Source organism: Sutcliffiella halmapala (assembly GCF_002019665.1).
GTDB classification, from domain to species: domain Bacteria; phylum Bacillota; class Bacilli; order Bacillales; family Bacillaceae_I; genus Sutcliffiella_A; species Sutcliffiella_A halmapala.
Genome location: NZ_KV917375.1, coordinates 2,761,810 through 2,783,510 on the forward strand (window position 1 = coordinate 2,761,810; position 21,701 = coordinate 2,783,510).

A 21,701-nucleotide genomic window follows, 5' to 3' on the forward strand; every position below is an offset into this window, starting at 1 on the left:
CCATTCATAATAGAAGGTACCACACGAAGTGGTACCTGAAGTATAAGAATTTAATCTAGCTTATTTTACTACAGATTGACGAATAGTTTGAATTAATTGATCCACAGATAATTCTTCCATCTCACCTGTTTTTCTCCATTTTACTTCTACTATTTTTTCCTCTGCTTTTTTTCCAACTGTGACTCGAACCGGAAGACCGATTAAATCTGCATCAGCAAATTTCACTCCAGGTCTTTCTTGACGGTCATCTAGCAATACTTCAAGACCAGCTTTCTTCAAGTCCGAATATAGTTCTTCTGCAAGGTTTGCTTGTGCCTCATTTTTCACGTTGACCGGTATAACATGCACATCATATGGAGTAACAGAGTTTGGCCACACAATTCCGCTCTCATCATGGAATTGTTCTACTACTGCTGCCATCACTCGAGATACACCAATCCCGTAGCAGCCCATAATCATATGTTGCGTTCTTCCGTTCTCATCTAGATAAGTTGCACCCATTGCTTCACTATAACGTGTACCCAGCTTAAATATATGTCCAACCTCAATGCCTTTTGCAAATTGGATAACACCTTGGCCATCTGGGGAAAGATCGCCCTCTTGTATGAAGCGAAGATCGGTATACTGCGTAACAGTGAAATCTCTTACAGGATTTACATTTGTATAATGATAACCTTCTTCATTTGCTCCACTTACGCCATTTACGATATATTCTACCGCTGAATCTGCTATTACTTCGATGCTAGTAGGTATACCAATTGGTCCAAGAGATCCGATAGAACAACCGAATTGCTCTTTCACTTCTTCTGGTGTAGCTAATTCAACGATTGATGCCTGGTAAAGATTTTTCAGTTTCACATCATTAATTTCATGATCACCACGAACTAATACGGCAACAAACTTCTCATCTACTTTAAAACCAATTGTCTTTATGCAATCCGCACTTTCAACCTGTAAGAAGCTAGATACTTCTTCGATTGTTTTTTGGTTTGGAGTCTCTACTTTTTCTAACTCTTTATTTTCTTCGTTCTTACGTTCATAATTCGCTACAACCGGTGCCATCTCTATGTTTGCAGCAAAAGAAGACTCAGAGGAATACGCAATCGTGTCCTCTCCTATTTCTGATAGAACCATAAATTCATGTGTATCCTTCCCACCCATTGCTCCAGAATCCGCTATAACTGCTCGGAAATTCAAGCCTAATCTTGTAAAAATATTGGAGTAGGCAGTGTACATCTTCTGATACACATCATCCAAGCTTTCATGAGAGGCATGAAAAGAATACGCATCCTTCATAAGAAACTCTCTTCCTCTTAATAATCCAAATCGCGGACGCTTTTCATCACGGAATTTATTCTGAATTTGATAAAGTGTTAAGGGAAGTTTTTTATAGGATTTAACCTCATCACGAACAATGGTCGTAATAACCTCTTCATGTGTGGCACCAAGAGCAAAGTCACGATTGTGACGGTCTTTTAACCTCATTAACTCTGGTCCATAAGAGTACCATCTACCAGACTCTTGCCATAGCTCTGCTGCTTGCATTGCTGGCATCAAAAGCTCGACAGCATCTGCATTTTCCATTTCTTCACGAACAATGTCTTCCACTTTCTTCAATACTTTTTTCCCTAAAGGTAGAAAGCTGTAAATACCACTAGTATTTTGGCGAATAAAGCCCGCTCTTAATAATAATTGATGGCTTTTTACTTCTGCATCTGCAGGGACTTCTCTTAATGTAGGAATAAGCGTCATACTCTGTTTCATATAGGGCACCCCATAACATGTTTAATTTTTCAATAAAAGCAAAGAGAACTTGCATCTCTATCGATGATGCAAGTTATTGTCTCAGTACTATCTAACTATTTTACAAGAAGAATTTTTGGATATCATTCCAAGTAACGACTAACATTAATAACATTAATAAAGCAAAGCCGATAAAATGAACTAATCCTTCTTTTTGTCGGTCAATTGGTTTTCCTCTTACTGCCTCTGCTGCAAAGAACATTAGTCTTCCACCATCTAACGCTGGAATTGGCAGAAGATTGATGATTCCTAGATTTATACTAAGAACCGCCGTCCATCTCATAAGTAAGAAGATACCTGATTCTGCCACTACTTCTGTTGATTTATATATCCCCACAGGACCTGAAAGCATATCAATGGAGAATTGTCCGGTAATTAGTTTTCCTAGACCAGTAATAATCTCTTTTGTCCAATTATATGTTTCTGTCGCTGCTTTTGGAATGGCTCCTAAAACTGATTTTTCCATTGGCATGTACACACCAATAATTCCTCTTGTTTTCCCATCAACGGTATCTGCTTTAGGTGTAATAGGAATATTCACGGATTGCCCGTTTCTATCAATTAAAAATAACAGTTCTTCATTTGGGCTAACCTGAATAATTTCTACGATTTCTTCCCAAGTAGAGACACTTGTATCATTAATTGCTAACACTTTATCGCCTTGCTGTAAGCCTGAAGTTTGCGCTGGTCCATCTGGAGTTAATTCTCCGATAACCGATTCATTAACTGGGTATCCTTGAGCTATGCCTAAGAAAGCAAAAATCAAAAAGGCTAAAATGAAATTCATCATCGGTCCTGCAAAAATAGCCATAGTCCGCTGACCTAATGTCTTAGAACCAAATTGTCTATCATATGGAGCATTTTGTAATTCTTGTCCATCCATAACAAAAAAGGATTCTTTACTTACACGAAATTCTTGAAGTGTTTCTTCTTCATTCAGCTCGTATCCTCGTATAATGAGCTCCCGCTCTAAATCAGCGTGTTCCACTTCAATAATTTTCGCGTCTGGATATTTATCTTTATTGTTGATAATAACTTTATTTACTTCTCCTTTATCATCAAACAATAGACCAATATGATAACCTGGCTTTACTTCAATAATTTCAGGATCTTCACCAGCCATCCGGACGAAACCACCAATTGGCAATAGTCTAATCGTATACACAGTTTCATCCTTTTTAAAGGAGAAAACTTTTGGCCCAAAGCCGATAGCAAACTCTCTACATAAAATGCCCGCTCTTTTTGCGAAAACTAAATGTCCAAGTTCATGAACGAAAACAAGTACACCAAATATAATGATAAAAGCAATAACTGTATTCACTAGATTTCCCACCTCTAATCTATTAGTGAACGAACATATTCTCTCGTTTCAATGTCAACTTCTTTAATGGTTATTAAATCTGGATTTTTCTGAACCGAATGTCTTTGCATTGCTTTCTCAATTAAATCTTCAATAAATAAAAACTCGATTTTGCCTTTTAAAAAGGCATCTACTGCTTCTTCATTTGCAGCATTCAGTACAGTTGGCATCGTTCCACCAATTTTCCCCGCTTCAAAAGCAAAGTGTAAACAACGAAAGCGGTTCAAATCGAGCGGTTCGAAATGAAGTTTTCCCAAATCCATTAAATTTAGTCTTTTTCCTGTTGCATGTACATAACGATCTGGATAGCTTAAAGCATATTGAATCGGTACCATCATATCTGGTGTACCTAGCTGTGCAATGATGCTTGTATCATGGAATTCTACCATCGAGTGAATCACACTTTCTCTATGGAGCACCACTTTTATTTCCTCATATGGTATCTTAAACAACCAATGCGCTTCAATAACTTCTAAACCTTTATTCATCATTGTAGCGGAGTCTATCGTGATTTTTGCACCCATCGACCAATTAGGGTGGTTTAAAGCATCAGTTACGGTTACCCCTTTTAGCATTTCTCTGGATTTATCTCGAAAACTACCTCCTGAGGCTGTCAAGATTAGAGATTGAATATTTTTTTCTTTTTCTCCTTGCAAACATTGGAAAATTGCTGAATGCTCACTATCAACCGGGAGGATAGAAACACCATGCTGTTTAGCTGCTGCCATGACAATATGTCCTGCTGTTACTAATGTTTCTTTATTTGCAATTGCGATTGTTTTTTTACTTTCTATAGCATGTAGCGTTGGAACTAGTCCCACACTTCCAACCACAGCATTCACTACTATATCTGCATCCTTATAGGTAGCAACTTCAACTAGTCCTTCTTCACCATAGACAAAACGTATAGATTGAGTAGGAAATAAGTTCTTTAATGTTTCACTATCCTCTTTACTCTTTACGGAAACTACCTTTGGTGAAAACTCCTCAATAATAGATACAGCAGCTTTCACATTACTGCCAACGCTAAACGCGACTAATTGAAAGCGGTCAGGATGTTGTTTAAGTACATCTATTGTTTGGATCCCAATCGAGCCAGAGGCACCTAATAAACTAATTTGTTTCACAAGCCTTCACTCCTCAAAACAACCACTATTCAATCAAAGGGTTAGGATAAAAATTTATGTATAAAGTGTAGTAGTGGTAAAACGAACAGAAGGCTATCAAAGCGATCTAATATCCCACCATGACCGGGCAAAAGCTTCCCTGAATCCTTGACTTGATAATGCCTCTTTAAGGCTGATTCTGCAAGGTCACCTATTTGTCCAACTACAGATAAGATACTTGCAATCAATATTGTTATTAGTAAAGAATGCTCGAACCCAACTGTGAATTGAAATATTACCGCTACAACAATCGCACATACTACTCCACCTAGTGAGCCTTCCACCGTTTTGTTTGGACTAATCTCAGGCCATAATTTATTTCTTCCAAGCGATTTGCCGATAAAATAAGCACCGGAGTCCGTCGTCCAAATGACGATTAACGCAAAGAATACATAGGCTAAGGATATCTCACGAATTTCAATAAAATAGAAAAAGCCCATTCCGACGTATACGGTAGAAATTAAGATAAAACCTACGTCATCAAACGTAAACTTATTCTTGGAAATCACGGTATAGGTTAGCAACAATAAAGCAATGAGTAATAATACATCTACTTTTGCAAACACAAAATCAGTAGGTATCCAAGCACTTGGCACTAGCAGAACTAAAATAAGTAGAAAAGAAAGAAATCCAGGAATACTTGTGATAGAGAATCCCTTCATTTTTAAAGCCTCATAGAGACCTACTGTTGCTAATAAATACATAAAGATGACAAATGGTAATCCACCATAAATAACAATAGGTAAAAATACCGCCGCTGCTATTACAGCAGTTATAATCCGTTGTTTCATTGTATGTCCAACACCTTCTTATATACCACCAAATCTTCTACCACGCTGTTGAAAACTGTTTATGGCCTCATATAGGTGTTGCTCATCAAAATCAGGCCATAGCACGTCTGTAAAATAAAACTCCGCATATGCTAATTGCCATAACATAAAGTTGCTTAATCTTATTTCACCACTAGTACGAATGAGAAGATCTGGATCTGGTAGTAGATTACTGAAGAGATAATTTGAAAAAAGCTCTTCAGAAAGTTGATCCGTTGTTAACTTATTTTCTTGAATATCTGTTGCTACATTTTTTACCGCACGTAAAATTTCATCTCTGCCGCCGTAATTTAGAGCAAAGTTCAATATTAGACCGGTATTGTTTTTCGTTTTTTCCATCGCATTTTCAACAGCTCGAAGGGTATGCGCCGGAAGATCAGATTTGTTACCCATTAATCGTACGCGAACGTTTTCTTCCATAAGCTCTGGTAAGAATGTACCAAGAAATTCTTCCGGTAACTTCATCAAAAAGTCTACTTCTAGTTTAGGTCGTTTCCAATTTTCTGTGGAAAAAGCATACATAGTTAATACTTTTACACCTAAGCTATTAGCTGATTTCGTAATTTTCCTTACCGTTTTCATTCCTTCATGATGACCAGCAACTCTTGGAAGTGCACGCTTTTTAGCCCATCTCCCATTTCCATCCATAATTACAGCTATGTGCTCAGGTATGGGATGTTTTAAAAGTTCCTCTTTGGAAAAAGAGGATTTAGAGGTTTCTTTGCCTCTCCACTCTTGTATTTTTTTCAGCATAAAAATCCTCCATTAAAAATAAACAGATGTCCCTCTATTGGTTACCTATTTATAGTAACAGTATTAACAAAAAAACCCCCTGTAAACATTAGAGGGTCTTTCCATCTTTCTATTTTACATGTAAATCGCTTAGACTTCCATTATTTCTTTTTCTTTTTCTTTTGTAACTGTATCAACCTTCGCAATATAGCTATCAGTTTGCTTTTGGATATCTTCTGTGTATCCACGTAATTCGTCTTCTGTGATTTCACCGTTCTTCTCAAGCTTTTTCAAATCATCGTTACCATCACGGCGGATGTTACGGATTGCAACCTTTGCTTCTTCAGAAGATTTCTTAACTACTTTCACCAATTCTTTACGTCTTTCCTCTGTTAACGCAGGAATAGAAATACGGATTACTGTACCATCGTTGGATGGGTTTAAACCAAGATCCGCTTTAATAATAGCTTTTTCAACATCGCCTAAAGAAGACTTATCATAAGGCTGTACTACTAATAATCTAGCCTCTGGAACATTGATAGAAGCTAGTTGATTAACTGGAGTTGGTGCTCCATAATAATCCACTGTCACTTTATCTAAAAGCGCTGCACTAGCTCGTCCTGCACGAATCGAAGCTAATTCTCTTGAATAAGCTTGAATTGCTTTATCCATTCTATCTTTTGTTTGTGTAATCACTTGTTTTGGCATGTTTATTTCCCCCTTACAATCGTTCCGATATTTTCACCTAATACTACTCGTTTAATGTTTCCTTCTTCCATAATAGAGAAAACAATAATTGGTATATCATTATCCATACATAGTGAAGAAGCTGTGGAATCCATTACAGCTAATCCCTCACGAAGAACATCTAGATAGGAAAGTGTTTCGTACTTAGTAGCAGTGCTATCAATCGATGGGTCTGCACTATAAACTCCGTCTACATTATTCTTTGCCATTAAGATAACCTCAGCCTCAATTTCAGCTGCACGTAAAGCTGCAGTTGTATCTGTTGAGAAATATGGATTTCCAGTGCCAGCTGCAAAAATAACTACGCGTTTTTTTTCCAAGTGACGAATCGCTTTTCTTCTTATGTACGGTTCTGCAACCTGACGCATTTCGATAGAAGTTTGTACACGTGTTTCAACGCCAGCATTCTCTAGGCTATCTTGAAGAGCTAAAGAGTTCATAACCGTTGCTAGCATTCCCATATAATCAGCGGATGCACGGTCCATTCCCATCTCGCTTCCAACTTTTCCTCTCCAGATATTTCCGCCACCAACAACTACAGCAACTTCTACACCTAAATCAGCAAGTTCTTTCACTTGTTTGGAAACTGACTTAATGACAGTTGGGTTGATACCAAAGCCTTGTTCTCCAGCTAAAGCTTCCCCACTTAATTTTAATACAATACGACGAAATTTTGCTTGAGCCATTATAAACCTCCATAATAAAAGGATTTTCTTTTCTTCTTTTGAACTCTCACTTTTTCTAAAAAAGGGAACACAAATTGTGCTCCCTTAATATACAGAGTTTTCCTCTTATTTTTTAACTTGGCTCATTACTTCTTCAGCGAAGTTATCTTGACGTTTTTCAATACCTTCTCCAACTTCATAACGAATGAATGTTTTAACAGTTCCGCCTTTACTTTGTACAAATTGGCGTACTTTCATATCTGGGTTTTTAACGAAAGTTTGATCTAACAAGCAGATGTCTTCGAAGTATTTACCAAGACGACCTTCTACCATTTTCGCTACGATTTTTTCTGGTTTTCCTTCATTTAATGCTTGTTGCGTTAATACTTCACGCTCACGCTCTGCCTCTTCAGCAGATACTTCGTCACGAGAAACATATTTAGGGTTAATAGCTGCGATGTGCATTGCAACGTCTTTTGCAGCAGCTTCATCAGTAGTACCCTCTAGTAAAGTTAATACACCGATACGTCCACCCATGTGTAAGTATGCACCAAATGCATCAGCATCTGTTTTTGTAGCGATAGTAAAACGACGTAGAGTTAATTTTTCACCAATTTTAGCGATTGCCGCATTAATGTGTTCAGAAACTGCAACTCCACTTTCCATTTTCATATCAACAGCAACTTCTACTGATTCAGGCTTGTTAGCAATTAAGAATTCACCTAATTCGTTAACAAGAGTTTTGAATCCTTCGTTTTTCGCAACAAAGTCTGTTTCTGAGTTAACTTCAAGAATAACTGCTTCGTTACCTTTTGTTACGATTGCAGTTAATCCTTCTGCAGCGATACGGTCTGTCTTCTTAGCAGCTTTTGCAATCCCTTTTTCACGTAAGAAGTCGATTGCTTTCTCCATGTCACCATTTGTTTCTGTTAAAGCTTTTTTACAATCCATCATTCCAGCGCCAGTTTTTTCACGTAATTCTTTTACCATTTGAGCAGTTACAGCCATAGTTAATAATCCTCCTTAGGGTATGTAAATCGGTGGTAGTTGTTTATGCATGAAATATACTACCACCCTCTATAATATTTTCCAAAAAAAGGTGATAAAAGGCTATCCCCTCTTATCACCTTTTTGCTAAATCTAATTAAGCAGTAGTAGTTGCAGTCTCTTCACCTTGTTTAGCTTCAAGAATAGCATCTGCCATTTTGCCAGTTAATAATTTAACAGCGCGAATCGCATCATCGTTTGCAGGGATTACAACATCGATTTCGTCTGGATCACAGTTAGTGTCTACGATACCTACGATAGGAATGTTTAATTTTCTTGCTTCAGCAACAGCGATACGCTCTTTGCGTGGGTCAATGATGAATAAAGCATCAGGAAGGCCCTTCATGTCTTTGATTCCGCCTAAGAATTTCTCAAGACGCTCTAATTCTTTCTTTAACATTACAACTTCTTTTTTAGGAAGAACTTCAAAAGTTCCATCTTCTTGCATTCTTTCAATGTTTTTAAGGCGTGTAATACGCTTTTGAATTGTTTCAAAGTTAGTTAAAGTTCCACCTAACCAACGTTGGTTAACAAAGTACATTCCAGAACGTTCTGCTTCTTCTTTCACAGAATCTTGAGCTTGCTTTTTAGTACCAACGAATAAAACTGTTCCGCCGTTACCAGCAAGTTCCTTCACGAAGTTATAAGCTTCTTCAACCTTTTTAACTGTCTTTTGAAGGTCGATGATGTAGATACCGTTACGCTCAGTGAAGATAAATTTCTTCATTTTTGGATTCCAACGGCGTGTTTGGTGACCGAAGTGTACACCAGCTTCTAATAATTGTTTCATAGAGATTACTGACATGTTATATTCCTCCTAATGGTTTTTTTTCCTCCGTCCATTTCATTTCCAAGCAAAACTGAACGAATCAGCACCAATGCCTGGATCGACGAACGTGTGAATTTATAACACCGGAAATAAATATATCACAATCAGTTTTCACAATCAAGTCGAAAATACGTTTCACTGTCGAAATTTCCATAATAGTTCTATCTCAGTCTTCCCTTTGTCTAGCTTTTTCGCAATTTCTTCTAAAGAATAACCTTTTTCAACTAAGTGTGATACTTGCTCATAGGTGGTTAACCTTGCAAAATCAACTTCCTCACTTTGGATCCCCACTTCATCCTCAACAGCTGCAATTTGTCCAAGAAGGGTGTGTACATCATCTTGTGTAATTTCAGGCTCTATTTCATTCACAATAGGTTCTTCTCTTTCATTATTACTCGTTGTTTGCTGCGTTTTAGGTAGTTTGTCTAAAAACATCTTATTCTCTTCTTTTAATTCATACACATACCCACTGATTGTATCTTCTGCTTCTTTTAATAAATTTCGATAATCCTCTTCAAGCTGCTGAACCTTGGAAAATTTCAAGTATAAAATTATTACAAAAAAAATCGCAAGTAAGCTAATTGCGAAATTTATAGCCAATAAAATTCCTGTCATATTCATTCACGACCTTACTTTTGACGTATAAATAAAATGAACCGGTTGTGTTATAACACTAACACAACCGGTTATCCATTACATGATTAATGTCAATTCTTTTCGTAGCTTAAAGATAGCTTTGGAGTGTATTTGGGAAATTCTCGATGTAGTAAGTCCCAATACTTGTCCAATTTCAGTAAGTGTTAATTCCTCTTTATAAAAAAGACTAATAACAAGTTGTTCGTTTTCATTTAATTTTTCAATTTGGTGTATTAATTGTTGAATAGCTTCTGATTTTAGTAATTCTTCTTCTGGAGAAACACCAGAATCATCCTTTAATGTGAATGCCTGTTGACTTGAGTCATCCTGATCGTTTGGCATATCATCTATTGAAAGGATATTCGAAAAAAATACTTCATGGGTAATTGAAGCTACTTCTTCTTCAGACATAGAAAGTTCTGTAGCCAATTCCTCAAGCGTTGCATTTCTCATCAGAGATTGCTCTAATCTTTCCATGGTTGCTTCTATTCTTTTCACTTTTTCACGAATACTACGAGGGAGCCAATCCTCTTTCCTTAGACCATCTATTATGGATCCCCTAATTCGAAAGGAAGCATATGTGTCAAACTTTAAATCTCTTGTAGGATCAAATTTTTCAATTGCGTCAAATAATCCCACTAAAGCTAAACTTTTTAATTCTTCACGTTTTACGCTCTTAGGAAGGCCTGTTGCGATACGCTGCACATGATAGTGGACAAGTGGCATATATTTTTTCACTAAAAAGTCGCCTGCATCAGGATCTTTTTTTGATTTCCAAAGATTCCAATAATGCGATTCTTGGATTACAGCTGCTGTTTTCATGGCTCCCCCCTTAATATCACTACTACATTTAAAAGCATTAAATATACCTTATTCCTTTGTTCACGGTTTTAATCATTAGCTTTCCACTTTCAGGATAGAATTCAATTGTTCTCCCACTGTTTCCACCACAATCTTCTCCAATTAATGGGATATTATTAGCTTCTAGACGAGCTTTTACTGCCTCAACATTTCTTGGACCAATTCTCATCATATCACTGCTTTTACTTGTAAACTGGAACATTTGTGCCCCACCAGCAATTTTTGCTTTAAGTTGATATAATCTTGCACCTTTTAAAAGAAGTGTCTCTAATAAATGATCAACCCCTGTATCAGCATATTTGCACGAGTTGAAAGTTGATGTTCTTGCAAGACTAGATTCAGGGAGCATCACGTGTACCATACCCGCAATTTTAGCAGAATTATCATAGATAACTACGCCTACACACGAACCAAGACCAGATGTGCGAATAGAGTGAGGAGCTTGTACAATATTCATTTCTGCAATTCCAACTTTAGTGACATTTTGTAAGCCAAGCATTTATTTCTCCCCTAATGTAGCCATGATTTTTTCAAAGGAATCAGGAAAAGGGATAAGAAAGAAATGTCCTTTTGCTTTTTGGACCATCTCATCATTTATCTCAGAAAGTTCTGTATCAATAAAAATCGCATGATCACTAAATTGAGAAATCTCGAGTAGTCCCGCCATCACAATTGCCCCTACCATATCTACTTTAACTTGAGGTACTGAAGGAGTTACCCTTAATCCAATAGCATCTGATAAGGCAGTTAAGTAATGAGCAGAAATAATGTTGCCAAGTTCCTGCAAAGCGGATAATCCCATTTCATGTTGTGAGAAATTATCCTCACATAAACTTTTATCTTCAATTAATTGATTAACAAGCTTTAAAGCATCTTCAAGAGATAGAACAAAGAACAGGCTCCCAGCTAGTTCACCTTCCATCGTTAAAAAAACTGCAGCAACAGGACGATCAGGGCCACCAGCCAGTTCCATCATTTCATTAAATGAAACAATTTTAGCTCTAGGTACATTCATATTTATTTCTTTATTTAACAACTGTGAAAGTGCGGTTGCCGCATTGCCTGCACCAATATTTCCTAATTCTTTCAGTAAGTCCAGTTCATTTAACATTTCTTGATTATTCATCTCGTCATCCTTTAATTATTACTTGTTTCAATCTGAAGGACTTCAAATAGATCTAAGCAGACAAACAATCTTTTATCTAACTTCACGACACCTTGAATATACTTCGTCTCGACAGTTCCTACGACTTCTGGTGCTGACTCAATGTCATCCTCTGTTATATCTAATACATCATTTGCTGCATCTACTATAAATCCAACTTCATGATCGCCAACAACTGTAATAATGATTCTAGTAGATTCAGAATACTCATTTTCTTCCATTTCAAATCTTAAGCGCAAATCGACTATTGGTGTTATAACCCCTCTTAAATTGATAACTCCTTTTATATGAGACGGGACATTAGGGACACGAGTAATTGGTAATAGTTTTTCGATTGAACGAACTTGATGAACCGGTATAGCATATTCTTCCTTATTTAGTTCAAAAATAATAAATTTTAATTTTTGAGCGGTTGTCTGCATTCCTTTTCCTCCAGTCATTCCTCAAGTCATCCTCATTTTATTAATGCGTTGCAATCTACAATAAGCGCCACTTGACCATCACCTAGAATCGTTGCGCCACTAATAGCGAAAGTGGAATTCAAGTATTGTCCTAACGCTTTTAAGACCACTTCTTGTTGACCGATGAATGAATCAACTACAAGTGCTGCCATTTTTTCACCTTTTTTCACTAAAACGATTGAGTAAAGATTTGATTCTTTAGACTCTTCTTTGTTAACATGAAATACTTTTTCTAAATGCACAATCGGGACGATTTTCCCACGGAAATCGATGACCTCTTGTCCATGTGCGGTTAAGACCTCTTCTTTTTTTATTATGGCTGTTTCAATAATGGATGATAATGGAATTGCATACTTTTCTTTTTCTATCTCCGTTAATAATACGGAAATAATGGAAAGAGTTAATGGCAATTGAATAGAGAAAGTGGTTCCTTTCCCTTCAATCGAGTCAATGGTTATACTTCCTCCAAGCGATTCGATAGTGTTTTTCACTACATCTAACCCGACCCCACGACCAGAGATATCAGAAATTACTTCAGCGGTTGAGAAACCTGAAGATAAAATTAGTTGGAAAACTTCCTGATCTGTTAAGCTATCTGCCATTTGTGGTGAAACAATTCCACGACTAATCGCTTTATTTAAGACCTTCTGCTTAGAAATCCCACCACCATTGTCTACAATTTCAATGAACACATGATTGCCACTATGGAATGCTTTTAACGTAATTTTTCCTTCTTCATTTTTGCCAAGTGCTCTTCTTGCATCAGGCATTTCAATCCCATGGTCAATAGCATTGCGTAAAAGGTGAACAAGCGGATCTCCAATTTCATCCATTACTGTTCTATCTAATTCCGTTTCAGCTCCAATAATTTCTATCTCTACTTTTTTTCCTAACTCTCTAGCTAATTGTCTCACCATTCGTGGGAAACGGTTAAATACTGTTTCAATTGGAACCATACGCATATTCAAAATAATATTTTGTAAATCATTTGAAATTCTCGACATTCTTTCTACCGTCTCAATCAACTCTGATTCGTTTAACTCTTTTGAGATTTGCTCGAGCCTACCTCTATCAATTACAAGCTCTTCAAACAAATTCATTAAGCCATCTAATCGGTCAATGCTAACGCGTATTGTTTTAGTTGTTTGTACTCCTTTAGTGTTTGCAACAGGTTCAGCTTTCGTGATCGGTTCTATAGCAGGAGCCGCTTGTATTGCTGCTTGTTCTATTTCTACCACTTGCTCAGCTTGGTCAACTTTTGAAGTTTGAGAGACTTGAAGATTTTTTGTATGTATGGTTTTTATTTCTACCATTTCTACTTCAGATACCTTCATAATTCGTTCCTTGATCTCGTCCTGTTCTTCTTTTGTTACCATCGTAATAGTAAAGGATTCCTCAAAATTCTCTTCTTCTAATTGCTGAACTGGTGGAGTCGATTTAATAACTTCTCCAATTTGTTCGACCACTTCAAACACCATGAACACTCTTGCAGCCTTTAGCAAACAATCTTTTCGAAGTGTTACTGTAATTTCAATTGGGGAATAGCCTTGCTCCTCTGATTGTTCAAGGATTGTCACTTCATAAGAATCATAGGTATAGTCGTTAGTCCCACTAGCTTGTGTAACTTTGGTGGAATTCTCGACATTTTCACCTTTTTCAATTTTTATTAAAAGTTCAACGACATCTGTTACATTTTTCTTTCCGTCTCCACCATCTGCAATAGAGAATACCATTGCTTCCAAATATTCTACAGACTGAAAGACAACATCTAAAAGTGTCGATGTAACGGCTAATTTATGATTTCGAATCATATCTAACACATTTTCCATCTGATGTGTTAGGCTTGCTAGATCTTCATACCCCATCGTTGCAGACATTCCTTTTAACGTGTGGGCCGAACGAAAAATCTCATTTACTATTTCAATATTTTCAGGATTTCTTTCAAGCTCGACTAACTGATTATTGATTGTTTCTAAATGTTCCTTGCTTTCTTCTAGGAAAATATCTAAATATTGACTTAATTCCATTTTGAAACACCCCTATCACAATGTATATTGATGAATAACGTTTGCAATATCCTCTAAATTCTCTACTCTATCAACAAGCCCAGTTTGGATGGCTGCATTTGGCATTCCAAATACAACAGAAGTTTGTTCAGATTCAGCAATTGCAACAGTTTGTCCACTTTCCTTTAACTTTCTAATTCCTAAAGTTCCATCTGCTCCCATTCCGGTAAGGACAACCGCTATCTTTTGATAGTCTTGGATAACACTTAAAGAGGAAAATAATACGTCTACTGCTGGGCGATGGCCTTTAATTGGTGGAATCTTTTCATTTAGAGAAATATATAATTCTCTTTCTCGCTGCATTACCTCCATATGATAGCCTCCAGGAGCAATATAGACTTCTCCTTTTTTCACCTTTTGATTATGGGTTGCTTCCATAACTTCAAAGCTACAAAGAGAATTTAAACGTTCTGCAAGTGATTTCGTAAACTGCCTTGGCATATGTTGTACAATAAAAATAGGTACAGTTATGGTGGACAAAGATGTCAACAAGGTTTGCAAGGCACGAGGGCCTCCTGTTGATGTTCCAATACATACTAGTGATTGGGTTGTTTTTTTCTTTTTATCACTTAGGTCCATTTTACTATATTGTTCTTTTAGACGAGGAGTTTTTTTCACTTCTTGCCCTTGTCTTTTTTGTGAACGGATATTTGACCTAGCTGCTAGTAGTATTTTTTCAATTAGTTCTTCTTTAACTTTATAAATATCAATAGAAATAGCCCCAGAAGGCTTCGTTACAAAATCGACAGCACCTTTTTCAATGGCAATGATCGTATTCAAAGAACCAGTGGACGTTGTACTTGAAAGCATAATAACAGGAACCGGTGTATACTCCATTAACGCCTCTAATGCCTGTAAACCATCCATAACAGGCATTTCCACATCTAATGTAACAACATCTGGAGAGAACTCTTTTACCTTTTCTATTGCTTCAAGCCCATTTTTGGCAGTTGCAACCACTTCAATAACTGGATGGTCTTTCAACAAATCTGTGATAAGCTTTCGCATAAAGATAGAATCATCTGTCACTAATACCTTTATTTTATTCATAATGAAGTGAATCCCCTTTCGAAAGCAAGTTGTAGCTTTTTCTAGTCAAGTAAAAAGACGAAAAAGCTTAGAGACAAAGGATGTTTTTTCATGTGAACGAACTGCGGCTTTACTATTACCATCTAAATAAATCGTTGATAGTTTAAATATTGCCTTGCTCGCAGGACTATTAGGGTTTTTCAAGATAAAAGGTGTTTGGTCCATAACAGCAAGTAAAACAGCTCGGTCATCAGGGATGGATCCTAAATGATTTAATTTTTTTGTTAAAAATTGTTTTGCAACAGATTGTAAACGTTCTGCCGTTTTAGCAGCAATTTTCAAATCAGGTACCTTATTCAAGATAAGGTGAAATGGTATAGAAGGATTCTGAATATTTATATATTTTAAAGCGGAATATGCATCCGTAATAGATGTAGGTTCACATGTTGTTAGAAGGCAAATTTCGTCTACGGCTAAAAGTAATTGCAAACTTTCCTCTGTAATTCCAGCACCCATATCAAAAATAATAAAATCGTACTGATAGGTGGCCTCAGCCAATTGTGATAAGAAATATTTTCTTTTTTGTTCATCCAACTTAAAAATATCAGTTAAACCTGATCCTCCAGCAATATAGGATAGGTTTTCTGGTCCTTTTTGAATGATTTGATTTAAGTTTCGACCTCCTTCAAACAAATGAACAATGCTATACTTCTGCGTGGTCCCCATTAAAATATCAATGTTTGCCATTCCAATATCTAAATCGAATAATAGAACATTAAAGCCTCTCTGTTGTAAAGACAAAGAGAAATTCAAAGAAAAATTCGACTTTCCTACTCCACCTTTTCCACTTATAATTGCAATGGTTTTGGCTTCTTTTTCCACTTCGTTTGGATTAATTAAGCGGTGTTTTACTATCTGTTCACGTAAAAGTCTTGCTTGATCATTCATCACTTTAATTCCTCAAGCAAATCTTCCACTACCATTTCCTTACTTGCATTCAGCATATCTTCTGGAACACTTTGTCCATTCGTAATATAGGAAGCAGCTTTTTTATACTGATAAATTAAACTATACATCGAGCTAGATGATGACGTTTCATCCTTCTTCGTAAATAAAAATTTCTGAATACCAATATTCCAAAACTGATCGGTGATTTTCTTCATGTCACTTAATTTAGAAGTTAAAGATAACACTAAGAATGTATCCATTTCTTCTTCAAAATTTATAACCGCCTGCAAATCCTTGACAAACTCTTCATTCAGGAAATTTCGTCCTGCAGTATCAATAAAGATAACGTCTAAGTAAGAAAGTTTTTCCTTTGCTAGCTGAAAATCTTCGGCATTATAACAAACCTCAATAGGTGCCTCTAAAATGTTTGCATACGTTTTTAACTGTTCTATCGCGGCAATTCGGTACGTATCTGTTGTAATAAAGCCTACAGACTTTTCTTGCTTTAACACTGCATCAGCAGCCAATTTTGCTAGTGTCGTTGTTTTTCCTACTCCAGTTGGCCCTACTAGCGAAATAAATTTCTTTTTAGAAATAGGTTGATTGAACTCAATATCTGCTAATTGTTGAAGGAAATATCCCTTTAAAAGTTCTAACATTTCTGGCTTGGACAGTTTTTTTTGCTTTTCCCATTGCATGTATAAAAACTCACTAGCTTCTTCCGCAAGAGAAGTGGAAAGATCAGAGTACTTTAGCTTTTCTTCTATCTCCAAAAAGTAATCAGGTACAAGCGGATCCCGCTTTGCTCCATTCGTTAACTGTTTCATCATTCTCTTCATCTCATTTAGACTATGATGAATTTCACTTTGACTAATGGTGTTAGGTCGTGAATCATTTAACTCTGCCTTTATTTTTTTCTTCTGCGGTTCCTCAAAAGGTATAACTTGATTTTTTGTTTTGGGTTTAATCGGTTCTTCATCAACCGCTGCAATAACTTCTACACTTTTCTTCGTAATTAGACCGAAAAGCTTTGATGTTTTAATTGCTTTAGAGTTTAAGATTATTGCCTCATCTCCAAGTTCAAAGCGTACTTGACTCATTGCTTCTTGCATGGTTGAAGCTTTATATTTTTTCACTTTCATCCTTCCACATTCACCACCCCGATACTTTGTACTTCTACACTTGCTTCTAATTCGTTATAAGATAAAACTGGTATTTGTGGAAGATACCGCTCAAGCAATTGCTTCATATACATTCTTACAGCTGGCGAGCACAAGAGAACAGGAGTTTGTTCATAAATAGAGAACTGTTCTATTTGCTCTCCAACTTTTTGGACAATTTCAACCGACTTGTTGGGATCTAAGGAAAGAAAATTCCCATGCTCTGTTTGTTGAATATGATCGGCTATCAGTTTTTCTACTCTTCCTGCTAATGTCACTACTTTAAAGGATTCATTTCCTACAACATATTGATTAGTAATTTGTTTACTTAATGCCTGTCGAACATATTCCGTTAGCAACTCTGTATCTGCAGACATTTTTGCGTAATCTGCGAGGGTTTCAAATATAACTGGTAGATTTCTAATAGAAACATTTTCTTTTAATAGTTTAGCAAGCACTTTCTGCACATCTCCAATTGATAAAGGAGACGGTGTTACTTCCTCGATTAAAATAGGAGTAGATTCCTTTAAATGGTCGACCAACTGCTTTGTTTCCTGACGTCCCAATAATTCATGAGCATGATGCTTTATTTTCTCTGTTATATGGGTGGAAACAACCGATGGTGGGTCTACCACCGTGTATCCATACATTTCTGCTTCATCCTTCTTTTCTTCACTGATCCATTTCGCAGCTAAGCCAAAGGAAGGTTCAATTGTATCAATACCATCAATGCTATCATCTTCAATTCCTGGGCTCATTGCCAAATAATGATCAAGTAACAACTCGCCTTTTGCCACTTCATTTCCTTTAATTTTCAAGCGATATTCATTAGGTTGGAGTTGGATATTATCTCTAATTCTTACGACTGGAATGATAATACCTAGCTCTAACGCTAACTGTCTACGTATCATAACAATTCTATCTAATAGATCCCCACCTTGTTTCGAGTCTGCGAGTGGTATCAAACCATACCCAAACTCAAATTCAATCGGATCAACAGACAATAAATTTATGACACTTTCAGGGCTACGCAATTCATCTGTAACCACTTCTTCTTCTGTTTCCACTTCAACAATTTCTTCTTTTTTCAGTGATTGCTGAATCATATACCCTCCAACTACTAGCAATAAAGCAATTGGGAGTGTTATTACAATTCCAATCGGTGTAAAAATTCCTAATAATAGAATTGTTGCACCTGTAACATAAAGCATTTGTGGAAACGCAAATAACTGTTTCGTTATGTCTGTTCCTAGATTTCCATCTGAAGCTGCTCTTGTAACAACAATCCCCGTTGCGGTTGCTATAAGTAACGCTGGGATTTGTGATACTAATCCATCTCCAACCGTTAATAACGCAAATTTTTGAGCTGATTCACCAAAAGAAAGTCCCAGTTGAGCCATCCCAATTACAACACCGAAAATCAGGTTAATAAAAACAATAATAATTCCGGCAATCGCATCTCCTTTTACGAACTTACTTGCTCCATCCATCGCTCCGTAAAAATCGGCTTCTTTTGCGATTTTCTCACGTCTAGTTTTCGCAGTATGCTCAGAGATTAAACCCGCATTCAAATCGGCATCAATACTCATTTGCTTTCCTGGCATTGCATCTAATGTGAAGCGAGCTGCTACCTCTGATACACGCTCCGCTCCTTTTGTTATTACAATAAACTGAATTACAACTAAAATAAGGAATACAACTAGCCCTACTACAATATTTCCACCTATTACGAACGAACCAAACGTATCTACGACAGTACCCGCATCTCCTTCACTCAATATGGACCTTGTAGTAGAAACACTTAGCGCCAAACGATACAGCGTTAATAATAAAAGCAAGGAAGGAAATATTGAAAACTGTAAAGGCTCCTGAATATTCATCGTTGTTAATAACACAATTAAAGCAAGGGAGATATTAATAATGATAAGAATACTTAGCAACCATGCAGGGAACGGAATAATTAACATAGCAATAATCAAGATAACGCCAAGTATTACGGATAAATCTCTTACTGACATTTACTATCTCTCCTTAAGGTAAATCCATCATTTAACATAGTTCTTTAATCGATATACATATGCCAATATTTCTGCAACAGCTTGGAAATACTCTTCTGGTATGGCATCTCCGATTTCTGACTGACTGTAAATGGCACGAGCAAGTGGTTTATTTTCCACTGTTGTGATGTTATGTTCCTTTGCCACTTCTTTTATCTTCATCGCTACAAAATCTACACCTTTGGCAAGAACGTATGGAGCGTCTAGCTTATTTTCATCATATTTCAACGCAATTGCATAATGTGTTGGATTTGTGATAATTACATCGGCTTGAGGTATGTCATGCATCATTCTTTGCATTGCCATTTCTCTTTGCTTTTGCTTTATCTTTGATTTAATAAGGGGATCACCCTCTGATTTCTTATGCTCATCCTTTACATCATGCTTGGACATCCTGATGTTTTTTTCATAGTCGAATTTTTGATATAGATAGTCAAAAACAGACAAAAACAGGAGACCAGCTCCGGCAATCAATCCCATTTGAACGGTTAAATTCCCGAGAAAGCTCAAGGCTTCATGAATGTTTTTTTGAGACAGAATTAATAGATCCTCAAGACTTTTCCAAAGCAAGGAAAATGTTAGAATACCGATAAACATAATCTTTAATAATGATTTCACTAATTCAACAATAGCTCGGACAGAATAAATTCGCTTAAACCCTTGAATCGGATCTAGTTTGTTTAATTTCATATGAATGGCTTCTGTTGAAAACATTGGACCAACTTGAAGAAAGTTTGCTATGAAGGCCCCCACCATCGCTGCAGCCATTATTGGACCGATAATAATGATTAACTGCATTAATAAATCCATAAAAATAAAATGAACAGAATCTATTGTGACTTCATCTAGGAGATATATTTGAAACGAGCGTATGAATACCTCGGTAATCTTTTCTTTTAGGGTCGGACCAATCGCAAATAAACACAGAAAGACAGCAATTAACACAAAGGCTGTATTAACGTCAGAGCTTTTGGCTACTTGTCCTTTTTTTCGAGTATCCTGCCTTTTCTTAGGGGTTGCTTTTTCCGTCTTTTCCCCAGAAAAAAATTGCAAATCTAGTTTTAATAACGACGTCATTTACAATCCTCCAAGTAAATCCATTAAACCTCTCATCGTGTGAAGCATTAATTCGAATAATTTATAAAATAGTGTAAACAAAATAGTCATGGAAAAAATGATTGCAATAAAGCTTACTCCAATTTTTAAAGGTAATCCGACAACAAAGACATTTAATTGAGGAACAGTTCTAGCAACTATTCCTAAAGCAACATCCACCAAAAAAAGTGCCCCTACAATAGGAATTGCTAATTGTAATGCAACGATAAACATCATGTTAACTGCCTTTAAAACATATTCCAATAGACGCTCATCACCTAGAGGTAACCAAGCTTGCGTAATCGATATAAGCTCGTAACTATAAAAAATACCATCAAGCATTAAATGATGACCATTCACAGATAGTAATAATAACATCGCAAACATATAAAAGAACTGGCCTATAATAGGGCTCTGGCTCCCCGTTTGCGGATCAATGACATTCGCAATAGCAAACCCCATCTGGAAGTCGATAAATCCCCCAGCAATTTGAATCGCAGAAAGAATCATATAAGCAACTAGTCCAATGAGGAGTCCAACCATCATTTCTTTTACTACTAGAAGAATGAAGAAGCCATCTATGCCTATTACCGGTAAATCTATCGAAAATGACATGACAAGTGCGAAAAGAAATCCTAATCCTACTTTAAAAGTTGCCGGTACACTCCGATAGGAGAAGAGAGGGAGCGTTACAAAGAAAGCTGTTACTCTTGTTAAAACTAACAAAAATGCTGGAAAGTAATTTAATGATTCTAGCATCTTTTCAACTCACAAAACGGTGCATATTATTAAAAATTTCCATAGCATAAGAAAGCATATTTGACAGCATCCATGGTCCAAATATAACAAGTCCTACTAAGACAGCTACTATCTTCGGAATAAACGCTAATGTTTGCTCCTGAATTTGAGTGGTTGCCTGAAATATACTTACTATTAAGCCCACTACTAAAGCTAGTATTAGCAGAGGAGCGGATATAAGTAAGATAGTGAAAACTCCGCGTTCTGCCATGGAGATTACGAATTCTGGGCTCATATTTCTTGACA

Annotated in this window: 22 protein-coding genes; all 22 read right to left on the minus strand. The window is 36.6% G+C overall.

All coding sequences use genetic code 11. The features are described from left to right. Window positions 1-60 precede the first annotated feature (60 nt). The gene (locus BK580_RS13620) at window positions 61-1,764 is read right to left on the minus strand and encodes a proline--tRNA ligase (RefSeq protein ID WP_078380866.1); all 1,704 of its coding nucleotides are present in this window, start codon (window positions 1,762-1,764) and stop codon (window positions 61-63) included. 100 nt (window positions 1,765-1,864) lie between these two features. Beyond that, window positions 1,865-3,124 carry an RIP metalloprotease RseP gene (rseP, locus tag BK580_RS13625; protein ID WP_078380867.1) on the minus strand — a complete coding sequence of 420 codons (1,260 nt, stop codon included), beginning with the start codon at window positions 3,122-3,124 and terminating at the stop codon, window positions 1,865-1,867. Between the two features lie 14 nt (window positions 3,125-3,138). Then, the gene (dxr, locus tag BK580_RS13630; RefSeq protein ID WP_078380868.1) at window positions 3,139-4,290 is read right to left on the minus strand and encodes a 1-deoxy-D-xylulose-5-phosphate reductoisomerase; all 1,152 of its coding nucleotides are present in this window, start codon (window positions 4,288-4,290) and stop codon (window positions 3,139-3,141) included. Window positions 4,291-4,331: 41 nt separating this feature from the next. Next, window positions 4,332-5,120, minus strand: coding sequence for a phosphatidate cytidylyltransferase (locus BK580_RS13635; RefSeq protein ID WP_078380869.1), 789 nt, complete (start codon window positions 5,118-5,120; stop codon window positions 4,332-4,334). Window positions 5,121-5,138: 18 nt separating this feature from the next. Then, complete coding sequence (locus tag BK580_RS13640; RefSeq protein ID WP_078380870.1) at window positions 5,139-5,912, minus strand: undecaprenyl pyrophosphate synthase; 774 nt, start codon at window positions 5,910-5,912, stop codon at window positions 5,139-5,141. A 129-nt stretch (window positions 5,913-6,041) separates the two neighbouring features. Then, window positions 6,042-6,599 carry a ribosome recycling factor gene (gene frr / locus BK580_RS13645; RefSeq protein ID WP_078380871.1) on the minus strand — a complete coding sequence of 186 codons (558 nt, stop codon included), beginning with the start codon at window positions 6,597-6,599 and terminating at the stop codon, window positions 6,042-6,044. Between the two features lie 2 nt (window positions 6,600-6,601). Beyond that, a complete protein-coding gene (gene pyrH / locus BK580_RS13650) occupies window positions 6,602-7,324 on the minus strand; it encodes a UMP kinase (RefSeq protein WP_078380872.1) in 723 nt (240 codons plus the stop codon). Between the two features lie 105 nt (window positions 7,325-7,429). After that, window positions 7,430-8,311, minus strand: a complete 882-nt coding sequence (tsf, locus tag BK580_RS13655) for a translation elongation factor Ts (protein ID WP_078380873.1) — start codon at window positions 8,309-8,311, stop codon at window positions 7,430-7,432. Between the two features lie 136 nt (window positions 8,312-8,447). Further along, window positions 8,448-9,155 (minus strand): 30S ribosomal protein S2, encoded by a 708-nt coding sequence (rpsB, locus tag BK580_RS13660; protein WP_078380874.1) that lies wholly within the window; start codon window positions 9,153-9,155, stop codon window positions 8,448-8,450. 159 nt (window positions 9,156-9,314) lie between these two features. Next, entirely contained in the window at window positions 9,315-9,794 is a 480-nt protein-coding gene (locus BK580_RS13665; protein WP_169865003.1) for a hypothetical protein, read from the minus strand. Between the two features lie 78 nt (window positions 9,795-9,872). Then, on the minus strand, window positions 9,873-10,637 hold the full coding sequence (locus tag BK580_RS13670) for a FliA/WhiG family RNA polymerase sigma factor (protein WP_078380876.1): 765 nt from the start codon (window positions 10,635-10,637) through the stop codon (window positions 9,873-9,875). Between the two features lie 37 nt (window positions 10,638-10,674). Further along, window positions 10,675-11,175 carry a chemotaxis protein CheD gene (locus BK580_RS23375; RefSeq protein ID WP_139364901.1) on the minus strand — a complete coding sequence of 167 codons (501 nt, stop codon included), beginning with the start codon at window positions 11,173-11,175 and terminating at the stop codon, window positions 10,675-10,677. Continuing rightward, window positions 11,176-11,802, minus strand: a complete 627-nt coding sequence (locus tag BK580_RS23380) for a chemotaxis protein CheC (protein ID WP_139364902.1) — start codon at window positions 11,800-11,802, stop codon at window positions 11,176-11,178. An 11-nt stretch (window positions 11,803-11,813) separates the two neighbouring features. Next, on the minus strand, window positions 11,814-12,263 hold the full coding sequence (locus tag BK580_RS13680) for a chemotaxis protein CheW (protein WP_078382773.1): 450 nt from the start codon (window positions 12,261-12,263) through the stop codon (window positions 11,814-11,816). A gap of 32 nt (window positions 12,264-12,295) precedes the next feature. Beyond that, window positions 12,296-14,329, minus strand: coding sequence for a chemotaxis protein CheA (locus BK580_RS13685; protein WP_078380877.1), 2,034 nt, complete (start codon window positions 14,327-14,329; stop codon window positions 12,296-12,298). A 15-nt stretch (window positions 14,330-14,344) separates the two neighbouring features. Further along, window positions 14,345-15,418 (minus strand): protein-glutamate methylesterase/protein-glutamine glutaminase, encoded by a 1,074-nt coding sequence (locus tag BK580_RS13690; protein ID WP_078380878.1) that lies wholly within the window; start codon window positions 15,416-15,418, stop codon window positions 14,345-14,347. Window positions 15,419-15,463: 45 nt separating this feature from the next. After that, complete coding sequence (locus tag BK580_RS13695; protein WP_078380879.1) at window positions 15,464-16,345, minus strand: MinD/ParA family protein; 882 nt, start codon at window positions 16,343-16,345, stop codon at window positions 15,464-15,466. Continuing rightward, window positions 16,345-17,487 (minus strand): flagellar biosynthesis GTPase FlhF, encoded by a 1,143-nt coding sequence (gene flhF, locus BK580_RS13700; protein ID WP_078380880.1) that lies wholly within the window; start codon window positions 17,485-17,487, stop codon window positions 16,345-16,347. Before flhF ends, BK580_RS13695 begins: the two co-directional genes overlap by 1 nt. Next, on the minus strand, window positions 17,484-19,523 hold the full coding sequence (flhA, locus tag BK580_RS13705) for a flagellar biosynthesis protein FlhA (RefSeq protein WP_078380881.1): 2,040 nt from the start codon (window positions 19,521-19,523) through the stop codon (window positions 17,484-17,486). Before flhA ends, flhF begins: the two co-directional genes overlap by 4 nt. 27 nt (window positions 19,524-19,550) lie before the next feature. Further along, the gene (gene flhB, locus BK580_RS13710; protein WP_078380882.1) at window positions 19,551-20,639 is read right to left on the minus strand and encodes a flagellar biosynthesis protein FlhB; all 1,089 of its coding nucleotides are present in this window, start codon (window positions 20,637-20,639) and stop codon (window positions 19,551-19,553) included. Continuing rightward, window positions 20,640-21,416, minus strand: coding sequence for a flagellar biosynthetic protein FliR (gene fliR / locus BK580_RS13715; protein WP_078380883.1), 777 nt, complete (start codon window positions 21,414-21,416; stop codon window positions 20,640-20,642). It lies immediately after the preceding gene. A gap of 4 nt (window positions 21,417-21,420) precedes the next feature. Next, window positions 21,421-21,690, minus strand: a complete 270-nt coding sequence (gene fliQ, locus BK580_RS13720; RefSeq protein ID WP_078380884.1) for a flagellar biosynthesis protein FliQ — start codon at window positions 21,688-21,690, stop codon at window positions 21,421-21,423. Window positions 21,691-21,701 lie beyond the last annotated feature (11 nt).